17 protein-coding genes are annotated in these 24623 nt (G+C 40.4%); 14 read left to right on the top strand and 3 right to left on the bottom strand.

The window, feature by feature from the left end:
- Positions 1-45 precede the first annotated feature (45 nt).
- From namA to BLS65_RS11935, 9 genes are all read left to right on the top strand, one after another.
- A complete protein-coding gene (gene namA, locus BLS65_RS11975; RefSeq protein ID WP_092439304.1) occupies positions 46-1110 on the top strand; it encodes an NADPH dehydrogenase NamA in 1065 nt (354 codons plus the stop codon).
- Between the two features lie 479 nt (positions 1111-1589).
- Positions 1590-3575 carry a PocR ligand-binding domain-containing protein gene (locus BLS65_RS11970; RefSeq protein ID WP_092439302.1) on the top strand — a complete coding sequence of 662 codons (1986 nt, stop codon included), beginning with the start codon at positions 1590-1592 and terminating at the stop codon, positions 3573-3575.
- 13 nt (positions 3576-3588) lie between these two features.
- The gene (locus BLS65_RS11965) at positions 3589-4038 is read left to right on the top strand and encodes a response regulator (RefSeq protein ID WP_092439300.1); all 450 of its coding nucleotides are present in this window, start codon (positions 3589-3591) and stop codon (positions 4036-4038) included.
- Between the two features lie 9 nt (positions 4039-4047).
- Positions 4048-6363, top strand: a complete 2316-nt coding sequence (locus BLS65_RS11960; protein WP_092439298.1) for a response regulator — start codon at positions 4048-4050, stop codon at positions 6361-6363.
- A 308-nt stretch (positions 6364-6671) separates the two neighbouring features.
- The gene (locus tag BLS65_RS11955) at positions 6672-7754 is read left to right on the top strand and encodes a 3-oxoacyl-ACP synthase III family protein (RefSeq protein WP_092439296.1); all 1083 of its coding nucleotides are present in this window, start codon (positions 6672-6674) and stop codon (positions 7752-7754) included.
- Positions 7755-8042: 288 nt separating this feature from the next.
- Positions 8043-8639: a hypothetical protein gene (locus BLS65_RS11950; protein ID WP_092439294.1), complete on the top strand. Its 597-nt coding sequence runs from the start codon at positions 8043-8045 to the stop codon at positions 8637-8639.
- Positions 8640-8797: 158 nt separating this feature from the next.
- A complete protein-coding gene (locus BLS65_RS11945) occupies positions 8798-9751 on the top strand; it encodes an aldo/keto reductase (protein WP_092439292.1) in 954 nt (317 codons plus the stop codon).
- A gap of 826 nt (positions 9752-10577) precedes the next feature.
- Entirely contained in the window at positions 10578-12833 is a 2256-nt protein-coding gene (locus BLS65_RS11940) for a peptidase U32 family protein (protein WP_092439290.1), read from the top strand.
- A gap of 105 nt (positions 12834-12938) precedes the next feature.
- Entirely contained in the window at positions 12939-14570 is a 1632-nt protein-coding gene (locus BLS65_RS11935; RefSeq protein WP_092439288.1) for a M14 family metallopeptidase, read from the top strand.
- A 90-nt stretch (positions 14571-14660) separates the two neighbouring features.
- On the opposite strand, the gene BLS65_RS11930 is transcribed toward BLS65_RS11935, so the two are convergent.
- On the bottom strand, positions 14661-17168 hold the full coding sequence (locus tag BLS65_RS11930; protein ID WP_170830104.1) for a S9 family peptidase: 2508 nt from the start codon (positions 17166-17168) through the stop codon (positions 14661-14663).
- A 240-nt stretch (positions 17169-17408) separates the two neighbouring features.
- On the opposite strand from BLS65_RS11930, the gene BLS65_RS11925 reads away from it, so the two are divergent.
- A complete protein-coding gene (locus BLS65_RS11925; protein WP_092439284.1) occupies positions 17409-17951 on the top strand; it encodes a VIT1/CCC1 transporter family protein in 543 nt (180 codons plus the stop codon).
- Between the two features lie 119 nt (positions 17952-18070).
- On the opposite strand, the gene BLS65_RS11920 is transcribed toward BLS65_RS11925, so the two are convergent.
- Entirely contained in the window at positions 18071-18514 is a 444-nt protein-coding gene (locus tag BLS65_RS11920) for a KTSC domain-containing protein (protein ID WP_092439282.1), read from the bottom strand.
- 827 nt (positions 18515-19341) lie between these two features.
- On the opposite strand from BLS65_RS11920, the gene BLS65_RS11910 reads away from it, so the two are divergent.
- Positions 19342-19725: a hypothetical protein gene (locus tag BLS65_RS11910; RefSeq protein ID WP_092439321.1), complete on the top strand. Its 384-nt coding sequence runs from the start codon at positions 19342-19344 to the stop codon at positions 19723-19725.
- A 453-nt stretch (positions 19726-20178) separates the two neighbouring features.
- Here BLS65_RS11910 and BLS65_RS11905 read toward each other — a convergent pair whose 3' ends face one another.
- Complete coding sequence (locus BLS65_RS11905; protein ID WP_125869856.1) at positions 20179-20922, bottom strand: hypothetical protein; 744 nt, start codon at positions 20920-20922, stop codon at positions 20179-20181.
- 631 nt (positions 20923-21553) lie between these two features.
- On the opposite strand from BLS65_RS11905, the gene BLS65_RS11900 reads away from it, so the two are divergent.
- From BLS65_RS11900 to BLS65_RS11890, 3 genes are all read left to right on the top strand, one after another.
- A complete protein-coding gene (locus tag BLS65_RS11900; RefSeq protein ID WP_125869855.1) occupies positions 21554-22357 on the top strand; it encodes a hypothetical protein in 804 nt (267 codons plus the stop codon).
- A gap of 36 nt (positions 22358-22393) precedes the next feature.
- A complete protein-coding gene (locus BLS65_RS11895; protein ID WP_092439274.1) occupies positions 22394-23029 on the top strand; it encodes a hypothetical protein in 636 nt (211 codons plus the stop codon).
- A 385-nt stretch (positions 23030-23414) separates the two neighbouring features.
- On the top strand, positions 23415-24332 hold the full coding sequence (locus BLS65_RS11890) for a hypothetical protein (RefSeq protein WP_092439272.1): 918 nt from the start codon (positions 23415-23417) through the stop codon (positions 24330-24332).
- Positions 24333-24623 lie beyond the last annotated feature (291 nt).

Below are 24623 nucleotides of genomic sequence, written 5' to 3'. Positions count from 1 at the left end.
TTAAAAGAAATTTCTGTTGTAGTTAATGAATAATCTGTTTCTGTCATGTCAAAACTCTTTTCACCACTCACCATTAAGGATGTAACCTTTAGTAATAGGATTGTCATTTCGCCAATGTGTACGTATTCGGCCATTGATGGTTTTGCTAGCGATTGGCACTTGGTACACCTAGGTAGTCGCGCCGTTGGAGGTGCCGGCTTAATTATAATCGAAGCCACTGCAGTTTCGGCTGAAGGGCGTATTTCGGCCCATGATTTGGGAATCTATAAAGAGGAACACATAGAGATGCTTGAGAGGATTACCGCTTTTATTCATCAACAGGGAGCGGTGGCTGGAATTCAGCTGGCGCATGCTGGACGTAAAGCCGGCTGTGCTCGATCGTGGGAGGGCGGAAAGCAACTTAAAAAAGAGGAGGGTGGTTGGACTACTATTGCTCCTTCGGAAGTTGCTTTTAATAGCGACGATGAAATCCCCGAGGCTCTAAGCATTGAAGGTATAAAAATGATTATCTCCAACTTCCGCCGAGCTGCCTTGCGCTCGTACAAGGCTGGATTTAGAGTGGTTGAAATACATGCCGCGCACGGTTACCTTCTACATCAGTTTCTATCGCCACTAAGCAACCACCGAACCGATGAATATGGTGGAAGTTTTGAAAACCGAATACGTTTACTTGTGCAAGTTGTGGAAGCAGTTAAGGAGGTATGGCCCCAAAACCTGCCTCTATTTGTGCGTATCTCTGCTACCGATTGGGTTGAAGGTGGTTGGAATGTTGATGAATCCGTTAAGCTTGCCCACATACTAAAACAACTAGGAGTCGACCTGATTGATACTTCTTCGGGGGGAATGGTGCCCTATGCAAAGATTCCACTGGCGCCGGGATATCAGGTTTCCTTTGCCGAGCGTATAAAAAGAGAAGTAGGAATCATGACTGGAGCCGTTGGACTTATAACTGATGCACAGCAGGCAGAGGATATTCTGCAACAAGAGCAAGCCGATCTTATCCTTATTGCCCGCGAATCGCTCCGAAATCCCTACTTCCCACTCAACGCAGCAAAGCAGCTGGGCGACGATATCGATTGGCCAATCCAATATTTGCGTGGTAAACTGTAATTGCCATTAACGCATTTCGTAGTTACTCGTAAACGCAAAGGCAAACCAACTGATGGTTTGCCTTTGCGTTTACTGGCATATGGAAAACTATGACTAAAATAAGCACAATTGGGTTTTCTAGTTAGTTTGTAGCAAGGTGATTTTACGAGACCAGATTCACTAATTCCCATACCGGAAACTCCGAGCATCCGAACGAAGAGAGTTCACGAGCCTATCGAGTAAAAGCAGAATATTTCAGTCCTTTTTCCGGAACCGCTCCGTTGCCAAAAGATCTGCTTTTGACCAGCTATACTTGGCCAAAATGGATTCTAATATGTCCATTCAATGTTTCTAACAAGCGATAACAATTGCAATTGCAAGAATAACAAATTCTAAAAAGATACCTCGTAATTCGTTTTTATGATGTACCTTGCTTTATTCTTAATCAGATAATTTATTTTTTGTCATTGGAAATGATTAACCATTAATATTATTTATTTATGGAGAAGCATATTTCAGAAATTATAGATATCTCCGGTCTTAATCTCCTTCTGGAGAAATATACTGTTTTGACACATATGGGGACTGCTGTCCTCGACCTGGAAGGTAAAGTTCTAATTGCAACAGGTTGGCAGGATATCTGCACTAAGTTCCACCGGATTAACAAGGATACCTGCAAAAACTGTGTGGAAAGTGATACTTCTCTGGCAAACAACATCAAAAGTGGCATGCCATTTAATATGTATAAATGTTTGAACGGAATGACTGATGTTGCTTTTCCTATTAAAATAAACAACGAACAAGTAGGTACCTTCTTTATTGGTCAGTTTCTTTCGGAGAAGCCCGATCTTGATTTTTTTAAAAAACAGGCTCATAAATATGGGTTTGATGAGGAAAAATATTTGAAGGCATTGTCTAATGTTCCTGTGATTAGTGACGAGGATGTAAAAAAGAGTATGGATTTCCTTTCTCAACTTACCTTGTTAATTGGGGAAATGGGATTGGTTGGGTTGCAACTTATAGAAAATGAACTATTAAAAGCCAAAGAAATTGCAGAAAAAAGTGAGATATTCCTCAATAATATTATCAACAGCATGGGCGACCCGGTTTTCGTGAAGGACGACCAAAGCAGACTTCTTATTGTAAATGATGCATTTTGTAAAATATTTGATCTTGGGAGGTCTGATATTATAGGAAAAACACTTGCCGAAGATGTGACTCCTGAGGAGCGGGAAAGTTTTTTAAGGATTGATAAGCAGGTGCTCATAGATGGGAAGGAAAATATAAATGAGGAATTACTTACTGTAAGAGATGGCCAATCGCGAACAATTTCTACAAGGAAGACACGATTTAGTGACAATAATGGTAATAAATTTCTTGTTGGATCAATTCGTGACATTAGCGATCTCAAAGGGGCAGAAGAGGCCTTACAGGCGAAAATAAAAGACCTAAATGGATTCTTTTCAGTGGTGCTCGACCTTCTATGTATTGCTGATACCGACGGTAATTTTCGGTTATTGAACCCTGCATGGGAGAAGACCCTTGGATACACAATGGAAGAGCTCATGGCTAAGCCTTTTCTTGACTTCACTCATCCTGATGATCTTCAACCTACTCTAGATGTGGTTTCAAAACTCGCCTCACAGGAGGCAGTAATATGTTTTGTCAACCGTTATCGCTGCAAAGATGGTACTTACAGATGGCTCGAGTGGCAGTCTGCTCCCTCTGGAAAACTGATTTATGCTGCGGCACGTGATATTACAGATCGCAAATTAATGGAAGAAAAACTGAATAAATATGTAATAGATCTGAAAAGGTCTAATGAAGAGTTGGAACAATTTGCATATGTTGCATCTCACGATCTTCAGGAACCATTGCGAATGGTATCAAGTTTTACACAGCTTCTCGAGCAGAAGTATTCAGACAAACTTGATACTGATGCCCACGATTTTATCCACTTTGCAGTAGATGGTGCCAATAGGATGCAAATGCTTATCAATGATCTGCTTGAGTTTTCACGAGTCACCACTCGAGGCAAAGAGTTCATCAAACTCGATACTTCTTCGGTATTGGGTCAGGCAATTAATAATCTTCATGCCAAAATAACAGAGACATGCGCTATTGTTACCAGTGATGATCTTCCTTTTGTTGTAGGTGATGAATCACAACTGATTCGGTTGTTTCAGAACTTAATTGATAACGCAATTAAATTTAGGTCTGAAGGGACTTCAATCATTCATATATCATGCCATTCTGAAGCGGGATATCACCAATTCTCGGTCAAAGACAACGGCATTGGAATAGCTCCTCAGTATTTTGAAAGGATATTCCAAATCTTTCAACGACTCCACACCAAAGTTCAATACCCCGGAACAGGAGTAGGCCTAGCCATCTGCAAAAGAATAATAGAACGGCATAATGGCAAAATATGGCTAGAATCCGAGGTTGGTAAAGGAACTACATTCTATTTCACGATTAATAAATAAAATGTGACTGAAAATGAAAAATCTAGATTCTATTAAACCTGTTAGCATTCTTCTGGTTGAAGATAATCCGGGAGATGCCCGTCTGGCAAAGGAAGCCTTGAAAGACAGCAAAATCATAAATGTCATAAACCATGTGGAAGATGGCGTAGAAGCAATGGATTATTTGAATAAAAAGGGTAAATATTCGGAAGTTGAACGACCCGATATAATCCTTCTCGACCTGAATCTTCCAAGGAAAGATGGCCGGGAGGTTTTGCAAGAAATCAAAGAGAATGATGATTTGAAAAGAATCCCTGTAGTAGTTTTAACAATTTCAAAAGCGGAAGAGGATATTCTGAAATCATATAATCTTCATGCCAATTGCTTCATAACAAAACCAATTGACCTGAATCAGTTTATGAAGGTTGTTAAATCTATTGAGGATTTTTGGTTAACTATTGTCAAACTACCAAATGGTAAATAAATCTGTCCCATGGATACCATTAGTGTCCTTATAATAGAAGATAATCAGGGCGATGCTAGGCTGATAGAGGAATATCTTAGATTGGATTTAAGTGTTACGTATTCAATACACTTCACCTCAACTCTTGCCGATAGCCTTTTGCGTATTAGAGGACAGAAATTTGATATTATACTTGTCGATCTTGGATTACCTGACAGCCAAGGCATGAGTACTTTTGATGAGATTGTTTCAATCAATCCAAGGAGCCCGATAGTAATTATTACTGGCGTAGATAATGAGAATCTTGGTATTGAAGCGATTCGTAAAGGAGCTTTGAATTACCTGCCGAAAAATCAGGTCAATGCAATATTACTAAATCGTACCATTAAGCACTCAATTCAGCTGAAGAGAATAAATGAAGAATTATTCGAAACAAGGGAAAAATACAAGAGTATTTTTGAGGAAGCGCCAAATATGATCTTATCTCTTGATTCAGAGGGAATTATTCTGGATTGTAATAATAGAACATATTTATTACTTGGATATACTAAAGATGAATTAGTTGGCCAGTCTTTTACAAAGATGTTTTATCCGGCTTCTGCTGAGAAAGCAACACAATCGCTACGCGAGATATTCAAAACCGGATTAATCTGTTCTGATGAACTCAAAATGGCAAGAAAAAATGGTGAGGAAGTTACCGTGCTTGTGAACTCATCAGTTTTGAATAATAGTATAGGTGAAGAGTTAAGAGCGTACTGCATTATAGAGGATATTACCGGACGAAAACGTTTGGAGGAGGAGATTCGAGTAAGCGAAGTAAAACACAGAACCTTGTTTGAGACGATGCTCCAGGGCGTGATTTACCAGGCAGCAGATGGAGCAATAATATCTGCAAATAAAGCTTCTGAACGAATTTTAGGATTGACTCTCGATCAGATGATGGGACGAACATCTTTTGATCCCCGCTGGAAAGCAATTCATGAAGATGGCTCCGACTTTATAGGAGAAGCCCATCCATCGATTGAGGCTCTTAAAACAGGGAAAGAAATAAGTAATGTAGTAATGGGAATTTTCAATCCTCAAAATGAAAGAACTACCTGGATAAATGTAAACGCCGTACCTCAGTTTGTGGCCGGAGAAAGTATTGCATATCAGGTCTATACAACATTTGAGGACATTACCGACCGAAAAATAATTGAGCAGGGGTTGATCTCAGCTAAAGAAAAAGCGGAAGAAAGCGATAAGTTAAAAACTGCATTTCTTCGTAATATTTCTCACGAAATAAGAACACCATTAAATGCTATTGTTGGATTCAGTTCATTACTCGATAACCCGAGACTGTCTATTGAAAAACAGAGATCCTTCATCGAGACTATTAATCGGAGCAGCGATCACTTACTTGCTATTGTCAATGATGTTGTTGAATTCTCAAATATTGAAGCAGGCATTTTGCAACTCAATAAAGATGAGTTTAATTTGAATACAATAATGAATGATTTATATAACCGGTTCAATACGCTTATATCTGGAAAAAGTCTGGAATTTGGTTTTGATATCGGGCTCTCTGATCCTGCAGCCAATATCATAACAGACGTGACAAAACTTACCCAGATTCTCTCCAACTTGACTAATAATGCTCTCAAATTTACTTCGCAGGGGAAAATAAATATTGGGTACAGTCTTATCGACGGTAATATACAGTTTCATGTATCCGATACTGGAATTGGAATATCCGAAGACAAATTCACCAAGATTTTTGACCGTTTTTATCAGGTTGAACATTCAGAAGCTCGACTATGCGAGGGAACTGGGCTTGGTTTATCAATCTGTAAAGCATATGCTGAACTTTTGGGAGGAAAAATGTGGGTGACATCAACACAAAATGAAGGTTCAACCTTCTTTTTCACAATACCTTATGATATTGTAAAAAACAAAAATATAGGTGATCATCATATTTCTGAAGAAAAGAATTCAGAAGTACTTACTACAAAAATTGTATTGGTAGCCGAGGATGATGTAATTAATTTTGAGCTCGTTCGAGAATTATTGTCGGATCTTAATATTAAAGTACGCCACGCTTTAACTGGCAGCAATGCAATACAATTATGCAAAATAGAACCACCTGATCTTATTCTTATGGACCTTAGGATGCCGGATATGGATGGTTTTGAAGCAACAAAACGTATTAAAGAATTCTTACCTGATATCCCTGTTATAGCCTTGACTGCTTATTCTACCGAAATTGACAGAAACAAAGCATTTTCATGTGGTTGTTCCGATTTTGTGACAAAACCTTTTACGAGAAAGGTGTTGATATCCAAGATCAATGAACACTTATTTAGATAGAACGTTCTGAACGTATTAACCCTTCCTGTGCTGTCAGATATATTTGGAGTTTGTTTATGACCCGCTCAATCAGGAACCAATACTGTTGCAAATCACAACGGTATTGGTTTACTTCTTTTTCAGACAGCAAGTCGCCGAGTTTGGTTAAAAATAACCTCAAACCGTCATTTTTCCCCTTATGAATTGCAAAATTGGAAGGTTAAAAGCCTTATAAAGTCTTGTTTATAGTCATTTGCAATTTGAAAAAATAACCATTACCTTGTTCGCTTTGTCGCTGTTGGAATTTTGTATTAGAAACGAACATGCATATGAGTTATCCAGTTTATTCCACAATTGCTGCCTCTGGCAGATACATTCCCACCCAAGTTGTAAAGAATGAAAATTTCTTGAACAATGAATTCTTTAATGCTTCTGGCGTAAGAATAGAAAAGTCTAATCAAGAGGTTATCGAAAAATTTCATCAGATTACGGAAATTAGCGAGCGTCGCTACGTAACCGATGATTTAAAGGCTTCGGATATTGCCTTTTTGGCAGCAAAAGATGCGCTAACCACCTCCGGTATCGATATGGAGACACTTGATTATATTATTGTTGCCCATAACTTTGGTGATGTTAGTAAGGAGAATCGGCGTACCGATATTGTCCCCAGCCTTGCTTCGCGCGTTAAGCGCATGCTTGGTATTGTAAATCCATTTACGGTTGCCTACGACCTCCCTTTTGGTTGTCCGGGATGGATTCAAGCGGTTATCCAAGCCGATTACTATATTCGTTCGGGTGATGCCAAGCGGGTTCTGGTAATTGGTGCCGAAACACTCTCGCGCATTGCCGATCCCCACGATATTGATTGTATGATTTATTCCGACGGTGCAGGGGCAGTAGTCCTTGAGGCCCTCGAAAGTCCTACTCCTGTAGGAATTATTACACACCTTACCCGCTCCGATACCCTCGATCATGGTCAACTGCTTACCATGGATTTGTCCTATAACCCTGAATATGGAAGCGATGACCTCTTTCTTAAGATGAATGGGAGAAAGCTCTATGAGTATGCACTAAATCATGTTCCACAATTGGTTAAACAGTGTATCGATAAGGCAGGAATTAACATTTCGGATATTGGTAAGGTGCTTATCCATCAGGCTAATGCTAAAATGGACGATGCTATTCTTGCTCGTTTGCTGAAACTATATGGAGTGAAGGAGGTTCCCGCCGATATCATGCCTATGACAATTTCGACGCTTGGGAATAACTCGGTGGCGACCATCCCTATTCTCTACGATATGATTGCAAAAGGGAAGATGGAAAACCAACAGTTCAAGAAGGACGAATACCTTGTTTTTGCCTCGGTAGGAGCCGGTATGAATATCAATGCATTTGTGTATAAGACCGTGTAAATTCAGTTACTATTCTTCAGTATAGAGAGCCTATGGCAACCCTTTTTTAGGGAATGCGATAGGCTTTTCTCTTTGTAAAATGTTAATGTGCTGGTTACCGATCGGTTAAATGATGCGTTTTTCCATTCGTAAAAAAAGACCACCTAACTCATCATAATTGGTCAAAAGCATTAACTTTGTTATTGCTTTTGAGTCAAGAATATAGTGCGGAAAGGTAGGTAATACAACAGCTTATCCGTGTTGCATATCTTCTCACAAAGTAGTTTAGTTTTTATCGATAAGGATTTTATGGAGAATAAGTATACCATTGTTGAGGAGAATCCCTCTCTGTTTTGGACAGAGACAGCTGAGGCTATCGGTGGTGTATTTACTACCCGCATGCAGGAGCAACGGTTTGGCGATTACTATTTCGATTTACATCTGCTTCAAATCTCAAAGCCTCATAGAGGATTGATTATTGAGTTGAATTCATGTTTCCTAATTGCACCTAATATTCTTAACGAATATCATCTCGATGATTTGCGCATAGAGTCCTTTATTCCCGATCAGGTTAGTTTTTTCCTGCACTACTTTCCCAAAGGCGTCTACGATAAAATATTCTGGCACAACAAACCGCATAGTGGCTTTAAGGATTTCGATAAGGTGATTGGATTTGAAACCAACCGCTTGTGGGAGCTGCGCAAGTTCTTTGCCAACAATGCCGTTCGCGATCTTATCCAAAATGACTTCTACTCCCGCTTCAACGTTCGCTACGAAAACGAGATGCTAATAGTTAAGAACCAATCCACTCAGCTGATACTTAATAAGGAAATTTTGCTGGCAGAGTATCAAAAGTTTGTTTTGTTTATTGATGGACTTATTGATGCTAAACTTATCAAATTATAAGATTGGAGTTTACTGTTAGTCTATCGGCTAAATAAATAGTGAGATTTCAGAACTCGGAGGCCGTAGATTAATGCCCTCGGATAATTCGGATCAATTTTCTTTGTAATCCGCTTTAAATATGTTCGCTTCATTTAAGTTCTAGCTATATTCCGAAGTGTATGAATCCAATTAAAAGTAAATCGCTGATATACGGCTGCATGGGTTTGGGTGGTGGCTGGAACCAAAACTCAATTACTGCCGCCGATGAGAGAGTTGCCGAAATGGCAATTGAAGCGGCCATGGAGATTGGTATCTCTATTTTTGATCATGCTGACATCTACACATATGGAAAAGCCGAAGAGGTTTTTGGCCGAATACTAAAACGGAGACCCAGCCTGCGTTCCGAAATGGTACTCCAATCGAAGGTGGGAATTTGTCGTGGTGCGAATCCTGGTGATTCCAGTATCTACAACCTTAGTAAAACCTATATTATAGCGCAAGTCGAAGGTATACTTAGACGCTTGCAAACCGATCAGCTGGACATACTTCTGCTGCATCGTCCCGATGCCTTATTGGTTGCCGAAGAGGTTGCGGAAACATTCGACCACCTAAAGCAGCAAGGAAAGGTAAAACAGTTTGGTGTAAGCAATATGAGCGTAAGCCAGGTGCGCAACCTCCAACGCTGCTGCACCGATCCTTTAGTGGCAAACCAGCTTCAACTTAGTCTAGGACATACCCTTATGCTCGATTTAGGCGTTGCCGTAAATACCCGATTGGTTGCTGTGGATAGTGGAATGCAGGGAGTTTTGGAGTATTGCCAAGAAACAGGAATGACCATACAAACATGGAGTTCGCTCGACAAAGGATTGTATACCGAAACCCCGCATAGCCAGCTAACAGATAAGCAGCAGGAAACCTCTAAAATCGTGGCTGCATTGGCCGAGAAGTATTCTACAACTCCGGCCTCCATTGTGCTGGCTTGGTTAATGATGATTCCCATGAATATTCATCCTATTATTGGAAGTACTAAGCCTTCCCGTATTTTAGCCTGCAAGGATGCTTCTTCAATCAACATTACTCGTGAGGAGTGGTATGGCCTCTGGATTTCGGCAAGGGGGGAGAAGTTACCGTAATAAGTAAATGGTGCGTTGATTGTAGCACATCGAGGTGTAAAAATCTAAAATGGTGGATTCGCGATTTGATTTATGCAATGAATGTATCCATATTTCGTTGGCTCTTACCATTGCACTTTCAACACAAATCAGAGTTTTTGCTCTCTATCCATTTAAACGGTTTCTGTATCAACCTTTATTTTCCTTGATTAAGGGATTTGAATTAAGGCACATCGCAAAAAAGCATGCTGATTGATGCCAGAGGCATCACATGTTTATAGAAAGATAACGTATGCAGCTATTCGACCCCAGCTGGGGTCGTATGTTCTTTTTTTTTCTGTTTCTATAAACATAAAACCCCGCTGGGGTTTAAGGTCAATCAGGTATTTGCATTGTTCCAGAACCCAATAGTCTTATTCATTTTCTGTTGTGTCCTCGCAAGATAAATGAGAGATAGCCTTTCGGGGTGTTGCCCCAAACACATCTTGCTTTTTGTCTTGACACAAAGAGTAAGCAAAAAACTCAAGTCAAGAAGTGTAAGGTGAAAGGTAAAAAGATGGCTTCTACAAATAGAAATGATACTATGGCTTAAGTAACCGCGGATACAACATAAATTGGATATTACTTGCTTCGGACTAAGTATCCTCGGCTGTGCGAGCTATGGCCATCGGATTATTACGGTTTATTGTATTGAATACTGGACACCACGCAATTATAGGCTTAATTCTAAATAGTAAGATTACTATAGGTTTCTAAATGCGATATCCCTGCATCCCCAACACTCCTTTGCGCAAATTAAAAAGATATGGCTACTTTTACGCCGCGAAACGGGCATTAGCAAAGGGATATGATAGGGATTGCGAAAAGAGAGATTGAATTACTGGCGCCCGGCGGAGATGTCGATTCCATAAAAGCTGCAATTGCAGCAGGGGCCAATGCGGTTTACTGTGGTCTCGATCGATTCAATGCACGAAATAGTGCCGAAAATATTAGCTTCGACGATTTACAGGGAATCTTAAGGCTTGCTCATAAGCGTAGCTGCGAGGTTTTTCTCACGCTAAATATTATAGTGGTTGAGAGCGAAATTCCTGCCCTAATAACGCTACTCAATAAGCTGGTAAATACTAGTCTCGATGGTATAATTGTTCAGGATTTAGGCGTGCTTTATCTGCTTACCAACTACTTTAAGGGGCTTAAAATACATGCCTCTACCCAGCTTACAACCCATAATGTAGGACAGATTGCATTCTTAAGCAAGCTCGGAGTTAAGCGTGTTAATTTGTCGCGTGAGTTAAGCATTGGCGAGATAGATGAACTCACTGTAGTTGCCCATAAACATAATATCCTCACCGAAGTGTTTGTGCACGGTTCCAACTGTTTATGTTTTTCAGGTATATGTTACATTAGCTCCGTGCATGGTGGGAACTCAGGGAATCGTGGACGGTGTAGCCAACCCTGCCGCGATCAGTATTTAACTACGCCCAACGGCAATGATTTCCCCCTTAACCTAAAGGATAACTCAGCCTTCTTCGACCTAAAGGCACTATCGGAATCGGGAGTAGACTCCATAAAGATTGAGGGTAGAATTAAGAAGTTTCACTACGTATATACCGTGGTAAAGGCATGGCGCCAGCAGCTACAGAGGCTTTATAATGGTGAAGCATTAAGCGTTGATAATAGTTCGCTTTATAAGGTGTTTAATCGCGATTTCTCGAACGCATTCTTAGCCGGGGCCATTACAAGGAGCATGTTTATAGATAATCCCCGCGATCATTCAGCCATACATTTGGCCAAAGGTTACGACTCTTCCAACGAGGCAAATTTGGAACGAGCCAAGAAGGAGCTGTATGATGATAAAACGGAGATTATTACCGATGTAAAAAGTAAGATTGACCTGTTGAGTATTGCAAAGGCTCCTTTGACCATAACGCTCTCGGGAGAATCGGGTAGCCCTTTACACGTGCTTGTTGAAACTCCCGATGGTTCATTCGTGGTAAATTCCGATTCAAACCTAGCATCAGTAGGAAAACAGGCTCTGAATAGCGATATGGTATTGAAGAGTTTAAAGTCGATAAACGATACCGAGTATTACATCGAAAAGTTGGATGTTGATGGTCTTCAACGGAATGTTTTTCTCCCATTTAAAGAGTTTACTTCCATTAAAAGGCAAATCCATGCACTGCTAAACAGTTCGCGCGAAGTGGTGGAGCCAATTGATGTTCCTCTTCTGAAAAGGGATACCACCACGGTACCGAATCCCACTCTTTCCATACTGATATCCTCACCCGCGGATGTGAACCTGAGTAATGGAACTTCGGCTCAGCTATTTTTTCAGCTACCTAATGGGGTAAGCAATGCCTATACCCAACTTGTGGATATGTTTCTAACGAACCGGTCGCTTATACCTTGGTTTCCTTCCATATTAATTGGCGACGACTATCGCGATGCCATTAAATTTCTTGACGTAGTAAAACCTACGCTTATTGTGAGCAATAATCTTGGTATTGCCAATAAAGCCTACGAGATGGGAATTGGTTGGATTGCTGGCCCCTATCTAAACGTGGTAAACTCATTTAGCCTTCAGTGCCTAAAGGAGAATTTCGGCTGTGGCGGAGCATTTATTTCGAACGAGATTAGCAAGCAGCAGGTAAAGGGTATCAAGAAACCTGAGAACTTCAACCTTTACTACAGCATTTATCATCCTATTGTGCTTATGACTTCCCGCCAATGCTTGTTTCAGCAGGTGGATGGATGCGAAAAGGATACCCTCGACAATACCTGCATTGGGCAGTGCGAAAGGTCATCTACTATTACAAGCTTAAAAAATGTGCCACTCCGTATCGAAAAGGCAAAAGGGAATTATCACTGTATATATAACGATGTTAACTACCTGAATACTGAGATTGTGACCGATATTCCCAATCTCTTTTCTAGCTTTTGCATCGATTTACGCGACATACATACTGGCACCAAGTTGGAAATGGATATAGCAGGAGTTGCAAAAGTATTTGTGGATTACCTTAGCGGTACTAGTGATGCCGGGCAAGAACTTCACCGCACCATACATCCCACAACCAATACCCAGTATAGGAAAGGTATTTAGCTAAACCGCTTTATCGCTACTCTTTTTTATGGTCATAATTAAATAAGGCGGCGTTAATCTATTCCTATTGGAATTCATCTAATCGGTGTAAATAATAAAATTGCGATGGTAAGAATCTCTTTACTCACTATTTTCCTGTTCTTTAGCCTGACCGTTGGGTATAGCCAGAATGTGCTACAAACGGTAGCGGAGAAATCGAACTTTGAATCCACGGCAATGCATGCCGATGTGATGGCTTATATTGCGCAGCTGCAAAAGAGTTCACCCAATATCAAAGTGGAGCTAATTGCAAAGACATTCGAGGGACGAGATATTCCTTTGATTATTGTGGCAAACCCGATGCCAAAAAAACCTGCCGATCTTTTGAACGACAAGCGCGTGGTGGTTTACATTCAGGCCAATATTCATGCTGGCGAGGTTGAGGGTAAAGAGGCATCACTTATGTATTTGCGCGATTTACTGAAGGATAAGAACTCTACCGTGCTTAACGATGTTGTGCTGCTGGTGTGTCCAATTCTCAATGCCGATGGCAACGACAAAATAAGCACACAGAATAGAACCCATCAGAATGGACCCAAAAACGGAGTTGGAGTTCGGTATAATGGACAATATTTCGACCTGAATCGTGATGGAATGAAGGTAGAATCGCCCGAAATAAAGGGAGTTATTACTAATGTGCTCAATAGGTGGGATCCCTATGTGATAATGGATTGCCATACCACCAACGGTTCTTACCATGTGGAGCCGGTTACCTTTACCTGGATTATGAATCCCAACTGCGATCGTTCGCTAATTAACTATATGCGCGACAGGATGATGCCGGAAGTATCGACTACCCTGCGCGATAAGTATCAAGTTGAGAACTGTTTCTACGGTGAGTTTATCGATCAAAAAGATTACGATAAGGGATGGATATCATACGCTGCAGAGCCTCGCTACTTAAGCAACTATGTTGGTGTTCGGAACCGACTTGGAATACTAAACGAGAACTATGTATATGCCGACTATAAGTCGAGGGTAGTTGGATGCTACAACTTAATTCATTCGGTGATGGATTATTCGGCTAGCCATAAGGCCGAAATTAAGGAACTACTCAATAGTGCCGATGCGGCTACCATTGCCCGAGGATTGAACCCTGCGGTAACCGATTCGTTTGCCGTGGCCTATGAAGGAAAACCCACGCCCAATAAAGCCAACGTCAAGACTTATGAAGTTGATGTGGTGGTGGATGAACAGGGCAACGAACATCTTACAAAGAGTGATAGAAGGCGTGATATTAGCGTTACCTATATTGCCGATTACTATGCAACAAAAAACGTGAAATTTCCCTTTGCCTACATCCTATCTATTCCCGATCCGGAGGTAATCAGCCTACTTAAAATACATGGAATTAAGGTTGAACGGCTCGATAAGGTTATTAGCTTGGAGGTAGATAAGTTTATAATTGAGGAGCTAAAGGCTGCACCTAAACTAAACCAAGGGCACTATACCGAAACCGCTGTTGGACATTTTGTAAAGGAAACGAAGGAGTTTCCGGCAGGTAGCTATCTGGTGCGCACATCGCAACCGCTTGGGTATTTGGTTTCCTATCTTATGGAACCTCAGTCGGACGATGGATTGCTCTTCTGGAACTACTTCGATAGATACCTTCAACCGCAGTGGAGTAGGAGCTACAATCCATACCCGGTATATAAGGTTATGGGCACGACAGAAATAAAATCGACTGTAGAGATTTAGGTCTAGCATGGAAAAAGCAAGGGGTGTCGAACTAAATCGGCACCCCTTTTTGTATGAATAGAATTACTGCAGCTGCAGCTATATTCCTTATTACTTTAATTCTATATCGCGGTTCATCTCGGTAATATCTACCCCTTGGGAGTTATCGCCAATAAGGTGTTTCGAGAAGTAATCGCCCATCAACCAGAAGTAGTATTCGTTCATATCGCCATATCCGTGACGCTGTCCGGGAAATACAAACAGGTCGAAGCGCTTGTTGGCTCGAACTAACGCATTTGCTACTCTGATAGTATTGCCGGGATGCACGTTATTGTCGATTTCGCCAGTGGTTAGCAGTAAGTGACCCTTGAGGTTGGAGGCCAGCTTCGAGTTCTTATCGATATCATATTCGAAAGAAACCTTTCCTGCGGTGTCGGTAATCTCCTTAATACCATGATGTTTTTCACTCCACCAACGGTTGTAGATGTTGTTCTCGTGGTTACCGGCATTGGAACAAGCTACCTTAAAGAAATCGGGGTAAACCAACATAGCTGCGGTAGACATGAATCCACCACCCGAATGTCCGTGTATTCCCACCTTATTGATATCGATGTAGGCATAACGATCGGCAAGCTGCTCAATGGCTGCTTTCTTGTCGGCCAGACCGTAGTTTTTTAAATTGCCGTAGCCATAGTTGTGATACCACTTAGAGCGGGCAGGATGGCCACCACGATTACCAACAGTAATTACCACAAAACCAAGTTGAGCCAACCGATCGGTTCTATCCAAACGTGCCGAAAATGCTTTGTTCACCGCTTCGGTTTGTGGGCCGGGATAAACGTATTCAATAATAGGATACAGCTTGGTAGAGTCAAAATCGAAAGGTTTATACATCACTCCATAGAGATCGGTAATACCATCGTCGGCTTTAACGGTAAATGGCTCAGGGAATTTGAAACCCGCTTGAATTAGTAGCGAAAGATCGGCTTTTTCGAGGTTGGCTATTCGTGTTCCTTGGTTATCCATCACAACCGATTCGGGGGTAGTGTTTACCCTCGAGAAGTTATTGACAAAGTAACGGCAACCATCCGAAAGGCTAACCGCATTGTCGAAATTACCTTTATTTAGTAGCTTAAGTCCAGATCCATCGAAGTTGATACGATACAGGTGGAGATAGTATGGATCTTCGTTTGCTTCAAGGCCATTGGCGGTAAAGTATAGCACCCTGCCAGCCTCATCAATTCCTTCTATACTCTCGCAATGGAAAGGGCCAGAGGTGATTTGGTTCTTCAGCTTACCGTTTCCGTCATATAGGTAGAAGTGTCCCCATCCGTCGCGCTCCGACCAGTGAATTAGCTCCTTACCATTGTTTACCAAGCCTAAATCATTCAGGTCGATATAGGTATTAAGGCGCTCCTCAATTACTACAGTAACCTTTCCGGTTGAAGGATCGGCATAGCAGATATCGGCTCTTTTCAAATCGCGAGAGATACGCGAAAAGTAGAACTTATCGTTGGTCTTTGAGAGCCACTTACTGGCAGTGTAATCGTCGTCGCGATCTTTCTTAAGCCTTGGTGCGCTAAACATGGAAAGGGTTTGATCCTTGAACCCCGTAACATCTATGGTTACCATGGTGTCGGCAGCCATATTATATACCTGAAGTGCTTCAATTGGCGATTCTTTTTCGCCCGGCATCTGGTATTTATAGGTTTCCAGAGTAGGTCTAGGAGATGAGAGACTCTTTATTACCCAAAGGTCTTTAACCTTTCGGCTATCGTTTCGGCTAATGGCAAAGAATTTGGAATCGTGCGACCAAAGGATATAGGTAGGCTTGCGGTTGTCGATATTCTTAACCTCCTCCTCATTGTCCTCGTTCTCCTTCGTATAGCCGTAGCTGTAATCCTTAACTCCATCCTTGGTAATTTGGTGCTCTACAATGGTGCTATCCTTCTCGTCTTTCAACGCTTTGGCATAGCTGGCTTTATCCATCCAGTAGAGGTTGTCCTTTTTCGAGAACACAACCTTTTCACCATCGGGGGATATGTTGGCCCAATCGGGGTTTTCCTTAATCTTTTTGAAATCATCAACGAGTGTTAGCTTACCCGCAGCGAGGTTGTATTCGAAGTGAAAGATCTTTTTGTCGGCCTTGCCTTTATCGGCATCCTTTTTCTTATCCTTCTTCTTCATGTCGTCCTCATCGGCGTCTTTCTTATCTTCGTCCATGAGCTTACTCTTCACCTCAAACTGAATAATAGTTTCGTTTTTGATGAACTTAATCTTCTCAATAGGGAGATGCTGAGCATCGAAAGGATCTTTGGTAAGCCTCGACATTTGTGCCGCCATACTAACGTTGTCGAAGAGAATCTTCTTGCTCTTGGCAGCAGGATCAACTATGTAATAACTTTTTCCGCTTGGCGTTTCGAAGGAGTACCAGAAGCGCTCGCTGTTCTTAAGCCAGTGCGGATCGACGTTGGTGCTAAAGACCATCTTCCCAACCTTCTTAGGCGAAAAGCGGGAGGCAAGCTGGTAGTTTGCTTTTTCAATAGGTTTGTTCTGCCCCACGAGCATGTTTGCTGATGCAAGCAGCAGGAATGTAAGGCAATAGATCGATTTTCTCATATTTGATTAAGATTTATTAGGCAGATGATTAGAGGCCGAAAGAGTAAATAGGTTTAAATGGTTCGTGTGCTAATGTAGTAAGATGAATTGATGATTTGAAAATTTGCATGATTTGAAGATTTGCATGATTGAAGATTTGAAAGTTTGATGATTTAATTGCTATATTGTTATCGGTTTAATGTTGGATGGAATTTCCTCAGTGGCATTATACTTACCCAATATTTACTGTAACCTAAAGGTATGGAGAGTAAGATGATCACATGTAAAGTTTGTAAAACCGAATTAAATGAACAGGAGCTTATATGCAATATCTGCAAATATCCTATTCAAGGAACCGAAAAGGAGCAGGCTTCATTTATTGCCAAACAGATAATACAGAAAGGCGATGTAGAAGACTCGATTGAACAGCTGAATAAATCGAGATGGATACTCTTTGGATTGGGTGCATTATATGTAGTTGGACCTTTTACACCCCTGATGAGTTCAACTTCGGCTGCTGCGATTGTAATTAGTATTCTGTTAGGTTTTGTCTTTATTGGGTTTGGATTCCTAACCTTTAGAAAACCTAAGATTGCGCTTTTAATCCCGCTGGGAATGACTCTCTTTTACTATTTCATTCTTTTGCTGATAAATCCGTTTCTTCTCTGGTCGGGATTCCTTTGGAAGATGGTCGTGTTGATTGGTCTAGGATACGGATACTCAAGTGTCAGCAAATCGGAAAAGATTTTAAAGGAGAATAAATACTTGGCTGAACAGCTAGGCTATGGTGGTGAAAAAAAGTAAATAGTTTTCGCACCTAACCTATGCATCGCGGAATATCTTGTTTCGCTGACATTAATGGATGATGATACTGCATAAAAAAAGAGGCTGTTCGCAGGAACAGCCTCTTTAGTTATAAAACCTTATGCCGATTGTTTACTTACGTTGCGGTAAGTATACGAGTTGAAAATATGGCGACGCGCAAACCGGATAATGGCCGACGAGTTGTTTAGCTTGGTGTAAATGTTTTTAGGAATTCCGAAGTATTCGTAAACGCTTCCATCCTGAAATACCACCTTTAAGGTTTGACCCTTGTAGGAATAATCCTCAATAGCCGAAGTGGTAATGGTTTGGGTATACTGCTCTTCGTTGAACGCTTTGGTTTCGGGAGCAATGCTCACTAGGAAATGGTAAGCCTCAATGATGCTTTTGCTTTTAATCTCTGCCTCTGCCTTAGCTGCTTCATCGTCAACAAACTTATCGGGATGGCACTCCTTCATTAAGTTACGGTAGATCGTTTTCAAGGTCCCAAGGTCGGTTTCGGGAGTGATCTCCAATAATTTTCTATACTCAGCGATACGCTTCATAACTCCTTATAAAGTGATTTTTTTCAAGGCGCAAAGGTAATCAAAACATTTACACAACCTAATGGGCAGTAATTATGTTTTTTCTTGCTCAAGATTTTGTTCTCTATTTTCTATTAGTCTATGTAAAATACGGATTAATTGATGCCAGGGGCATCGCATGTTTATAGAAAGATCGTGTATACAGCGATACGACCCCAGCTGGGGTCGAATGTTCGCGGGTTCCATTTTTCTATAAACATAAAACCCCGCTGGGGTTTAAGGCTGATCAGGTATTCAGGTAGTTCGAGAACTTTATAGTCTTGTTCCTTTTTCAGTGTGTCTTTGCAAAGTAAATGAAAGGTATTCTTACGGGGCGTTGCCCAAAACACTTCTTACTTTTTGTCTTGACACAAAAAGTAAGCAAAAAAGTCAAGCCTTGCTCGCTCGCCGACCCTTTACGGCCTTGCTCGCTAAAACGGCGGAACTCGCTTCGCTCGAACAGCCACCGTTTTTACGCGATCTTCGTCCTAAGGGGCCCCGGCTGCGCGAGCTATGGCGATCGAGATAATATGGTTTATTGCGTTTAATACTTAACGCTATGAAATGATAGCATTAAGTCGCAATAGCTAGATAACCCAATGCCGTGGGAATGATTTATAACACGAATCATTCATCTTCGTTGCTGGATTTATCGTATTTGCATGCGGCTACCATACTTTCGATGTTTTTCTCGTAACTTTCGGTCGGAATTAGCTGGGATAATGGCTGGGTTATGCACCTTTGTTTTGGTGAATTATACTACAGTCCGGGTTAATGGGTTCCGCACTAAACGTAACAAAACAACTAAGATGAAGCTGGACTATCTCGGCAGAATAAACACGGATGGCGACAACGTTGTGCGGCTATATGAATTTGATAAGGCGCAGGCGGAGATGTTTCGCGATATAGTGCAGCAGGTAATCGTTACCAACCAAACCGATTTGGAGCTCTCCTCCATCGAATTTATTGAGGCGCGTAACTGCACCTTAACGCTCCGCATTGCCGAAGAGGATCTTGGGATTGCCACCCTCGACAACCATAACTTCTTCTGCGAGCTGACCATTGAGGGTTACATAAAAATGGTGGCTTTGCTTGCCCCTTTTTGCCGGAAGGAGACAAGGGGATACCAGTATCTCTACGACATCGATAACCCTACCGACTTTTTATTCTCGCCTTCCGCGACCTGGGAGTAGGGGTCGGGCTGAGCAAGCTATGGCGATTGGGATAATTTCTGTTTGCCGGGTGGTGAATTAGCAAGTTGCTAATTTTATGTTCCGCAACGGCATATTATTGATTGGGAACAGGATATTGTAGGTTGGCAACGCGAAAGTGGTAGTTCCGGATGGGGCATTGTATGATTGGAAGTGCAAAAAAAGTAAGATGGGAACTCATTAGTATAACTCCGTAACGCTGTAGTGTAAGTTCGGAACGCGATAGTATAACTCCGAAATGCTGTAGTGTAAGTTCCCGCAACGATAGTATAGTTCCCTAAGGCAATAGTGTAAAACCCTAACGCGATAGTGGTAGTTCCTAAGGCATTTGTGTTAGTGCAAAAGGCGGTATACCCGCTTTTGTTGCAAACAAAAGGGTAGGGCTTTATGCAAAACCCTACCCTAGAATGGTAATGTTGGCTGCTCAAGTGGCAACTAAGAGAGGCTGACGGAGTTGATTGCCTTTGCCTCTTTGCTGGTGGCGGTGAAGGCTGCCTTAACATACTGCTTAACCTCCCGCCCAAGAACTGCTAAGCTGTTTTTCTTGCCGTAAAGCAGCTCATTGCGTTGCTTGCGGATCGAATAGAGGCGACTTTGCGTTTCCATCACCAATTGGTTACAATGCTCCAGCTCGGAGGCAAAGCTGTTGAGGCTGGCAATGGTAATCTCGGTCTCGGCCGGAGAGTAGGTGGATTCCGTACTCACTAGGGCAATGATTAGCCGCAGGTGGCCCAGCTTATTGTCGTAGCCAGTTTGTGCCGTAGAGTGTGTCTTCGGCGTTTCGGTAGTTCCATTCTCGTCCGTGGTCATGGTTGAGGTAGCTTGCTGCGTGCTTTTCGATTTCTTCGAGGATGGGTGAAGCTTTGCAGCAGCCGACTTAACGTTTGCCTTAAGTGCGCTATCGGCACTGGTAATGGCGAAGAAATTCACCACACGCGTGACGAGGCTGGGAAGAGTCTTGTATGCAGCAGACCGAACCGAAATAGCGTTCTTATTGGCACTGTAGGCCATGTTAAGTTCGCTAATAAGCCCGGTTGCCCGCGACAGAGAATCTTGAAGGTTGGAGAGTCTTAGCCTTTCGGGAGGATTATAGGTGATCCCGAAACCAGCTACGGTGGTGTTCATCTTGGAGAACTCAGCTATAAAGTTCAGAACTCCTTTTTCTTGACTGGATGCCATTTTGAAAAAGTTATGATGCATTACAGATGGCTCGTAAGAGCAGAAAACTTAAAAGATACCGTGCTGCCATGGGCGCAGCCGTGTGAGAAGGATACCAAATAGTGGCAGAATCATATTCCGAAAACAAAATTCTGAAACCTTAAAATGATTTGCAAGAAAATGTCCAACTATTTTTAAGTAAATTAGTATTCGTGTAATCAGGTATTTCGCTGTAAAAACACTGAATATATTGCAGCGTAACGGCTGCCACGGTGGTCATAAAAGATAGGCCAGCAAACAGCTGTTTTAGTGTATTGAGAAATCGTATGCCAGTAGTAAGACGGACGAATCTTGGCGAAATAGTTTAGAAGAGATGCGGGGGTAATTGCGCTAATATATGCATGCCCTAATCCTTCTCAAACTGTTTTATTGGACTACTGCTGAGGGGTTACACTACTATAACCCAACCTACCCCGCGCAGGTGTTGACTTTCCTGCCTGCAAAAATAAACATTGGCATTTATGTTTATGCAATGTGGAAAATGTGTAAGTTTGGGTTGCGGATCGCAAAACTTCTAAATACATACAAAGAGGTATGTATTTTTTCGATTTCTCTAAATAAAAAATTTACAAACAACCTAAAAATAACTAACATGAGAACTAATGAATTTAAAGAATGGTTACAAATAAAGTTTCCAGACACAAAGACAACTGTCAATAATAGAATTTCAAACTGTAATCATGTAGAGAAATACTATGGAGATTTAGACACGCATTACACTGAAAATAAGTGTAGTTATATTATTGATGAATTGAATTATTCTACAGAAGATGAGAGGAAAAATGCTTCTCAAAGACATAAAGTGCCTATTGATGGGAATATTAGGAATGGTTCTGCAACCTTAAAATTGGCTGTTAAATTATATGTTGAATTTCGTGAAAATCAAAATGAATTATTAGGTGATGACTTAATATTTCATGAAGAAGTAATTGAAGAAGTAAATTCCGATGGTGCCATAATTTTACAGGAAATAAGAAAACATTTAAGTGCTTTCAATTACAAAAAAATCACACATAACGACATTGCAGTATTGCAACTAGAACTAACTGATTTTTTAAATGAAAAACTTAAACGATTTACATGGAAAACTGAACATAGACCATCCCTCACAATTAAAGATAGTATCGATATTTTTGGGTTAACTGATGATAATAAATTCAAAATCGTAATAGAATTAGATGCACATAGAGCTGACCAAGTTGCTAAAAAATTCATATCAAGATCCGCATTATTTATAAATGATAACATCATATACTTATCGATTTGTTATCCAGGTACTAGTAAGATGAATAAAAATGAATGTATTAAGTATTTTGATTATTGTGCAATAATTTCACGTGCCTTATCTGACAGCTCAGGTAATAGTAAACTCTATGCTGGTATAATTTTGGAATAACCTTATGATAATAAATGGTTATTAAAGGGCAAAAAAATGAAGCAAAATATCTACTATATTGTTGAATCATCATTTTACAGAAAGGATATTGGGAACAAACTAGACTTTCTTTTTAATAATGGTGATTTAAAAGATGCTATTCATTTTTCATGTAAGCAATTTAGTGATGAATCGCCAATAATTGCACGAGAGAATGCCTTTCGCCATTTTCAAAGCATTGTTGATGTTTTGTATGATGGTTTGAACAAAAAATACACGACAGATAAACAAGCTCGGATTGATTTACAAAAATATTTTAATTCCGGGAATGATTTTGAATTTTTGAGCAATTCTCCAAATCAGTTCAAGATTAGCGATGACTTTTTCAATGGCATAAACATTTACATGATTGTCGATAAAGCGATAACTGATACAAATAATAAAAATGACAAAGTACGCCTTCATGGTATAAATTATGTTGATTATCATGATAGAATTGAAGAAAATATTGTTGAATCATTTTTGGGTTTAATTAAAGAATTTCATTATTATGACCAGTATTCATATTCTTTCAAAGACTATTTAACCTTTATAGATTTTGACAAAATTGGAGGTGATATCGAGTCTGTTTTGAAAACTCCTTTTGATTTGAAATCATTTATTATAAATCACAAAGGTGAGAATTTGTTGTAATGGAAAGGATCTTGCAACAGAGTGTAGTCCAAATAATGGTTTTTGTCTTAATTTAACAGTCTACGTTGCATATAACTATATGCCTTGTAAATAGTTTGTTATTCAAAATCCCATATTACGACTACACTCATTAGTTGTATTTTATCTCCTTACCGCTGATATGCTACACTACTATAAACCAACCTATCCCGCGCAGGTGTTGACTTTACTGTATGCAAAAACAAACATTGGCATTTATGTTTATGGAAAGAGGAAAATGAGTAGGTTTGGGTTGCGGATGGGGAAGTGGATTTGTGTGGGGGCGATTTGGGGTTGAGAGGAAATAGATGATTTGGGGGCAATGTTAACAAACGGCGAAATGAACATTAACTATAAAATGTAATATATGAGAAACTATTTGCATACACTGAAGGCAGTTGCCTTACTATTTTTGTTATTGAATACTTCTACTGTTTTCTCTCAGAATTGTAAACCAACAATAGTATCGGAAGATGGTAACACGGAGTATTTTGGAGGAAAGGTAAGAGATGCTATTGGGTTATTAACAGACGATAAATCTGCCTATACTTTTTATGTTGTGCAAGTGAATAAAGGTAAAGATGGAACTGTTGCCTTCGTTTCGTTTTTTGAACCGGTAAAAGATAGAGATGCTTATAATAAAGCAATCAATGATTACTTGACAGAGGAAAAACTAAAAACTAGTTTTTTGGAAATCCAAGTAGATAATAAAATTATAAGAATCCCATCCACAAATTGTTTATTAGAACCCAAGAAAACTTTGGGCGAAATTTATGGTTATACAGTAAGTATTCAAGGAGACATTGTAAAGGAACAAGTATTACTACTACAAAATAGTGATATTCAGAAATTTAAAATAGTAATCGGAGGGAAACCATATGAGAGAACATTTGACAAGCCAACAAAAATAACCCAAACAATAATGAAAGCTGTCAGTTGTGTTAATCTTGACAATATGTTTGAAGTAAAGAAGAAAAAGCCATCGGAATTAAACTTGAATGAAGTAGAACCAAGTAATTACTCCGTTGAAATAATTGGTAAATGGTTATCACAATCTACAAATGTTACCGTTTTAGAATTCATTGGAGACAAATTAAGAGTTATCCAAAGGGGTATAGTGGTTTCCGATGGTAACTATAAAATTTCAGGTACTCGACTTATTTACACAGGAGCAACAAGTAGTGGCGCATCAAATAACGGCGTATCAAATTTTGAATTATTTTTAAAGGATATGATTACCCTGAAAGATAAAGGACAAGAAATTACATACGAAAGAATTGAATAAAATAGTTCTATAACAGCTAGTTAAATGCATTTGAGCTTATGTTGTAGATAAAACGGTCGAAGTTGTGCCACCCATTTCGGTTCAAGTTGTGCCAGGCGTTTCGGTCGAAGTTGTGCCACTTTTTTAGGTGCATTTAGGCTATTGTTTCGGTCGAAGTTGCGCCACCCGTTTCGACGCAAATTGCGCCATTGAGCCATTGAAAGGAATGATTTCTATCTTATCGCTGAAACTTAAATCAGGGATATGGCCGCAAAGAAGATAGATATCATGGATGTACGACAATTAATTCAG

The sequence above is a fragment of the Williamwhitmania taraxaci genome (assembly GCF_900096565.1).
GTDB classification, from domain to species: domain Bacteria; phylum Bacteroidota; class Bacteroidia; order Bacteroidales; family Williamwhitmaniaceae; genus Williamwhitmania; species Williamwhitmania taraxaci.
This window is presented reverse-complemented; position numbering and strand designations above follow the sequence as displayed.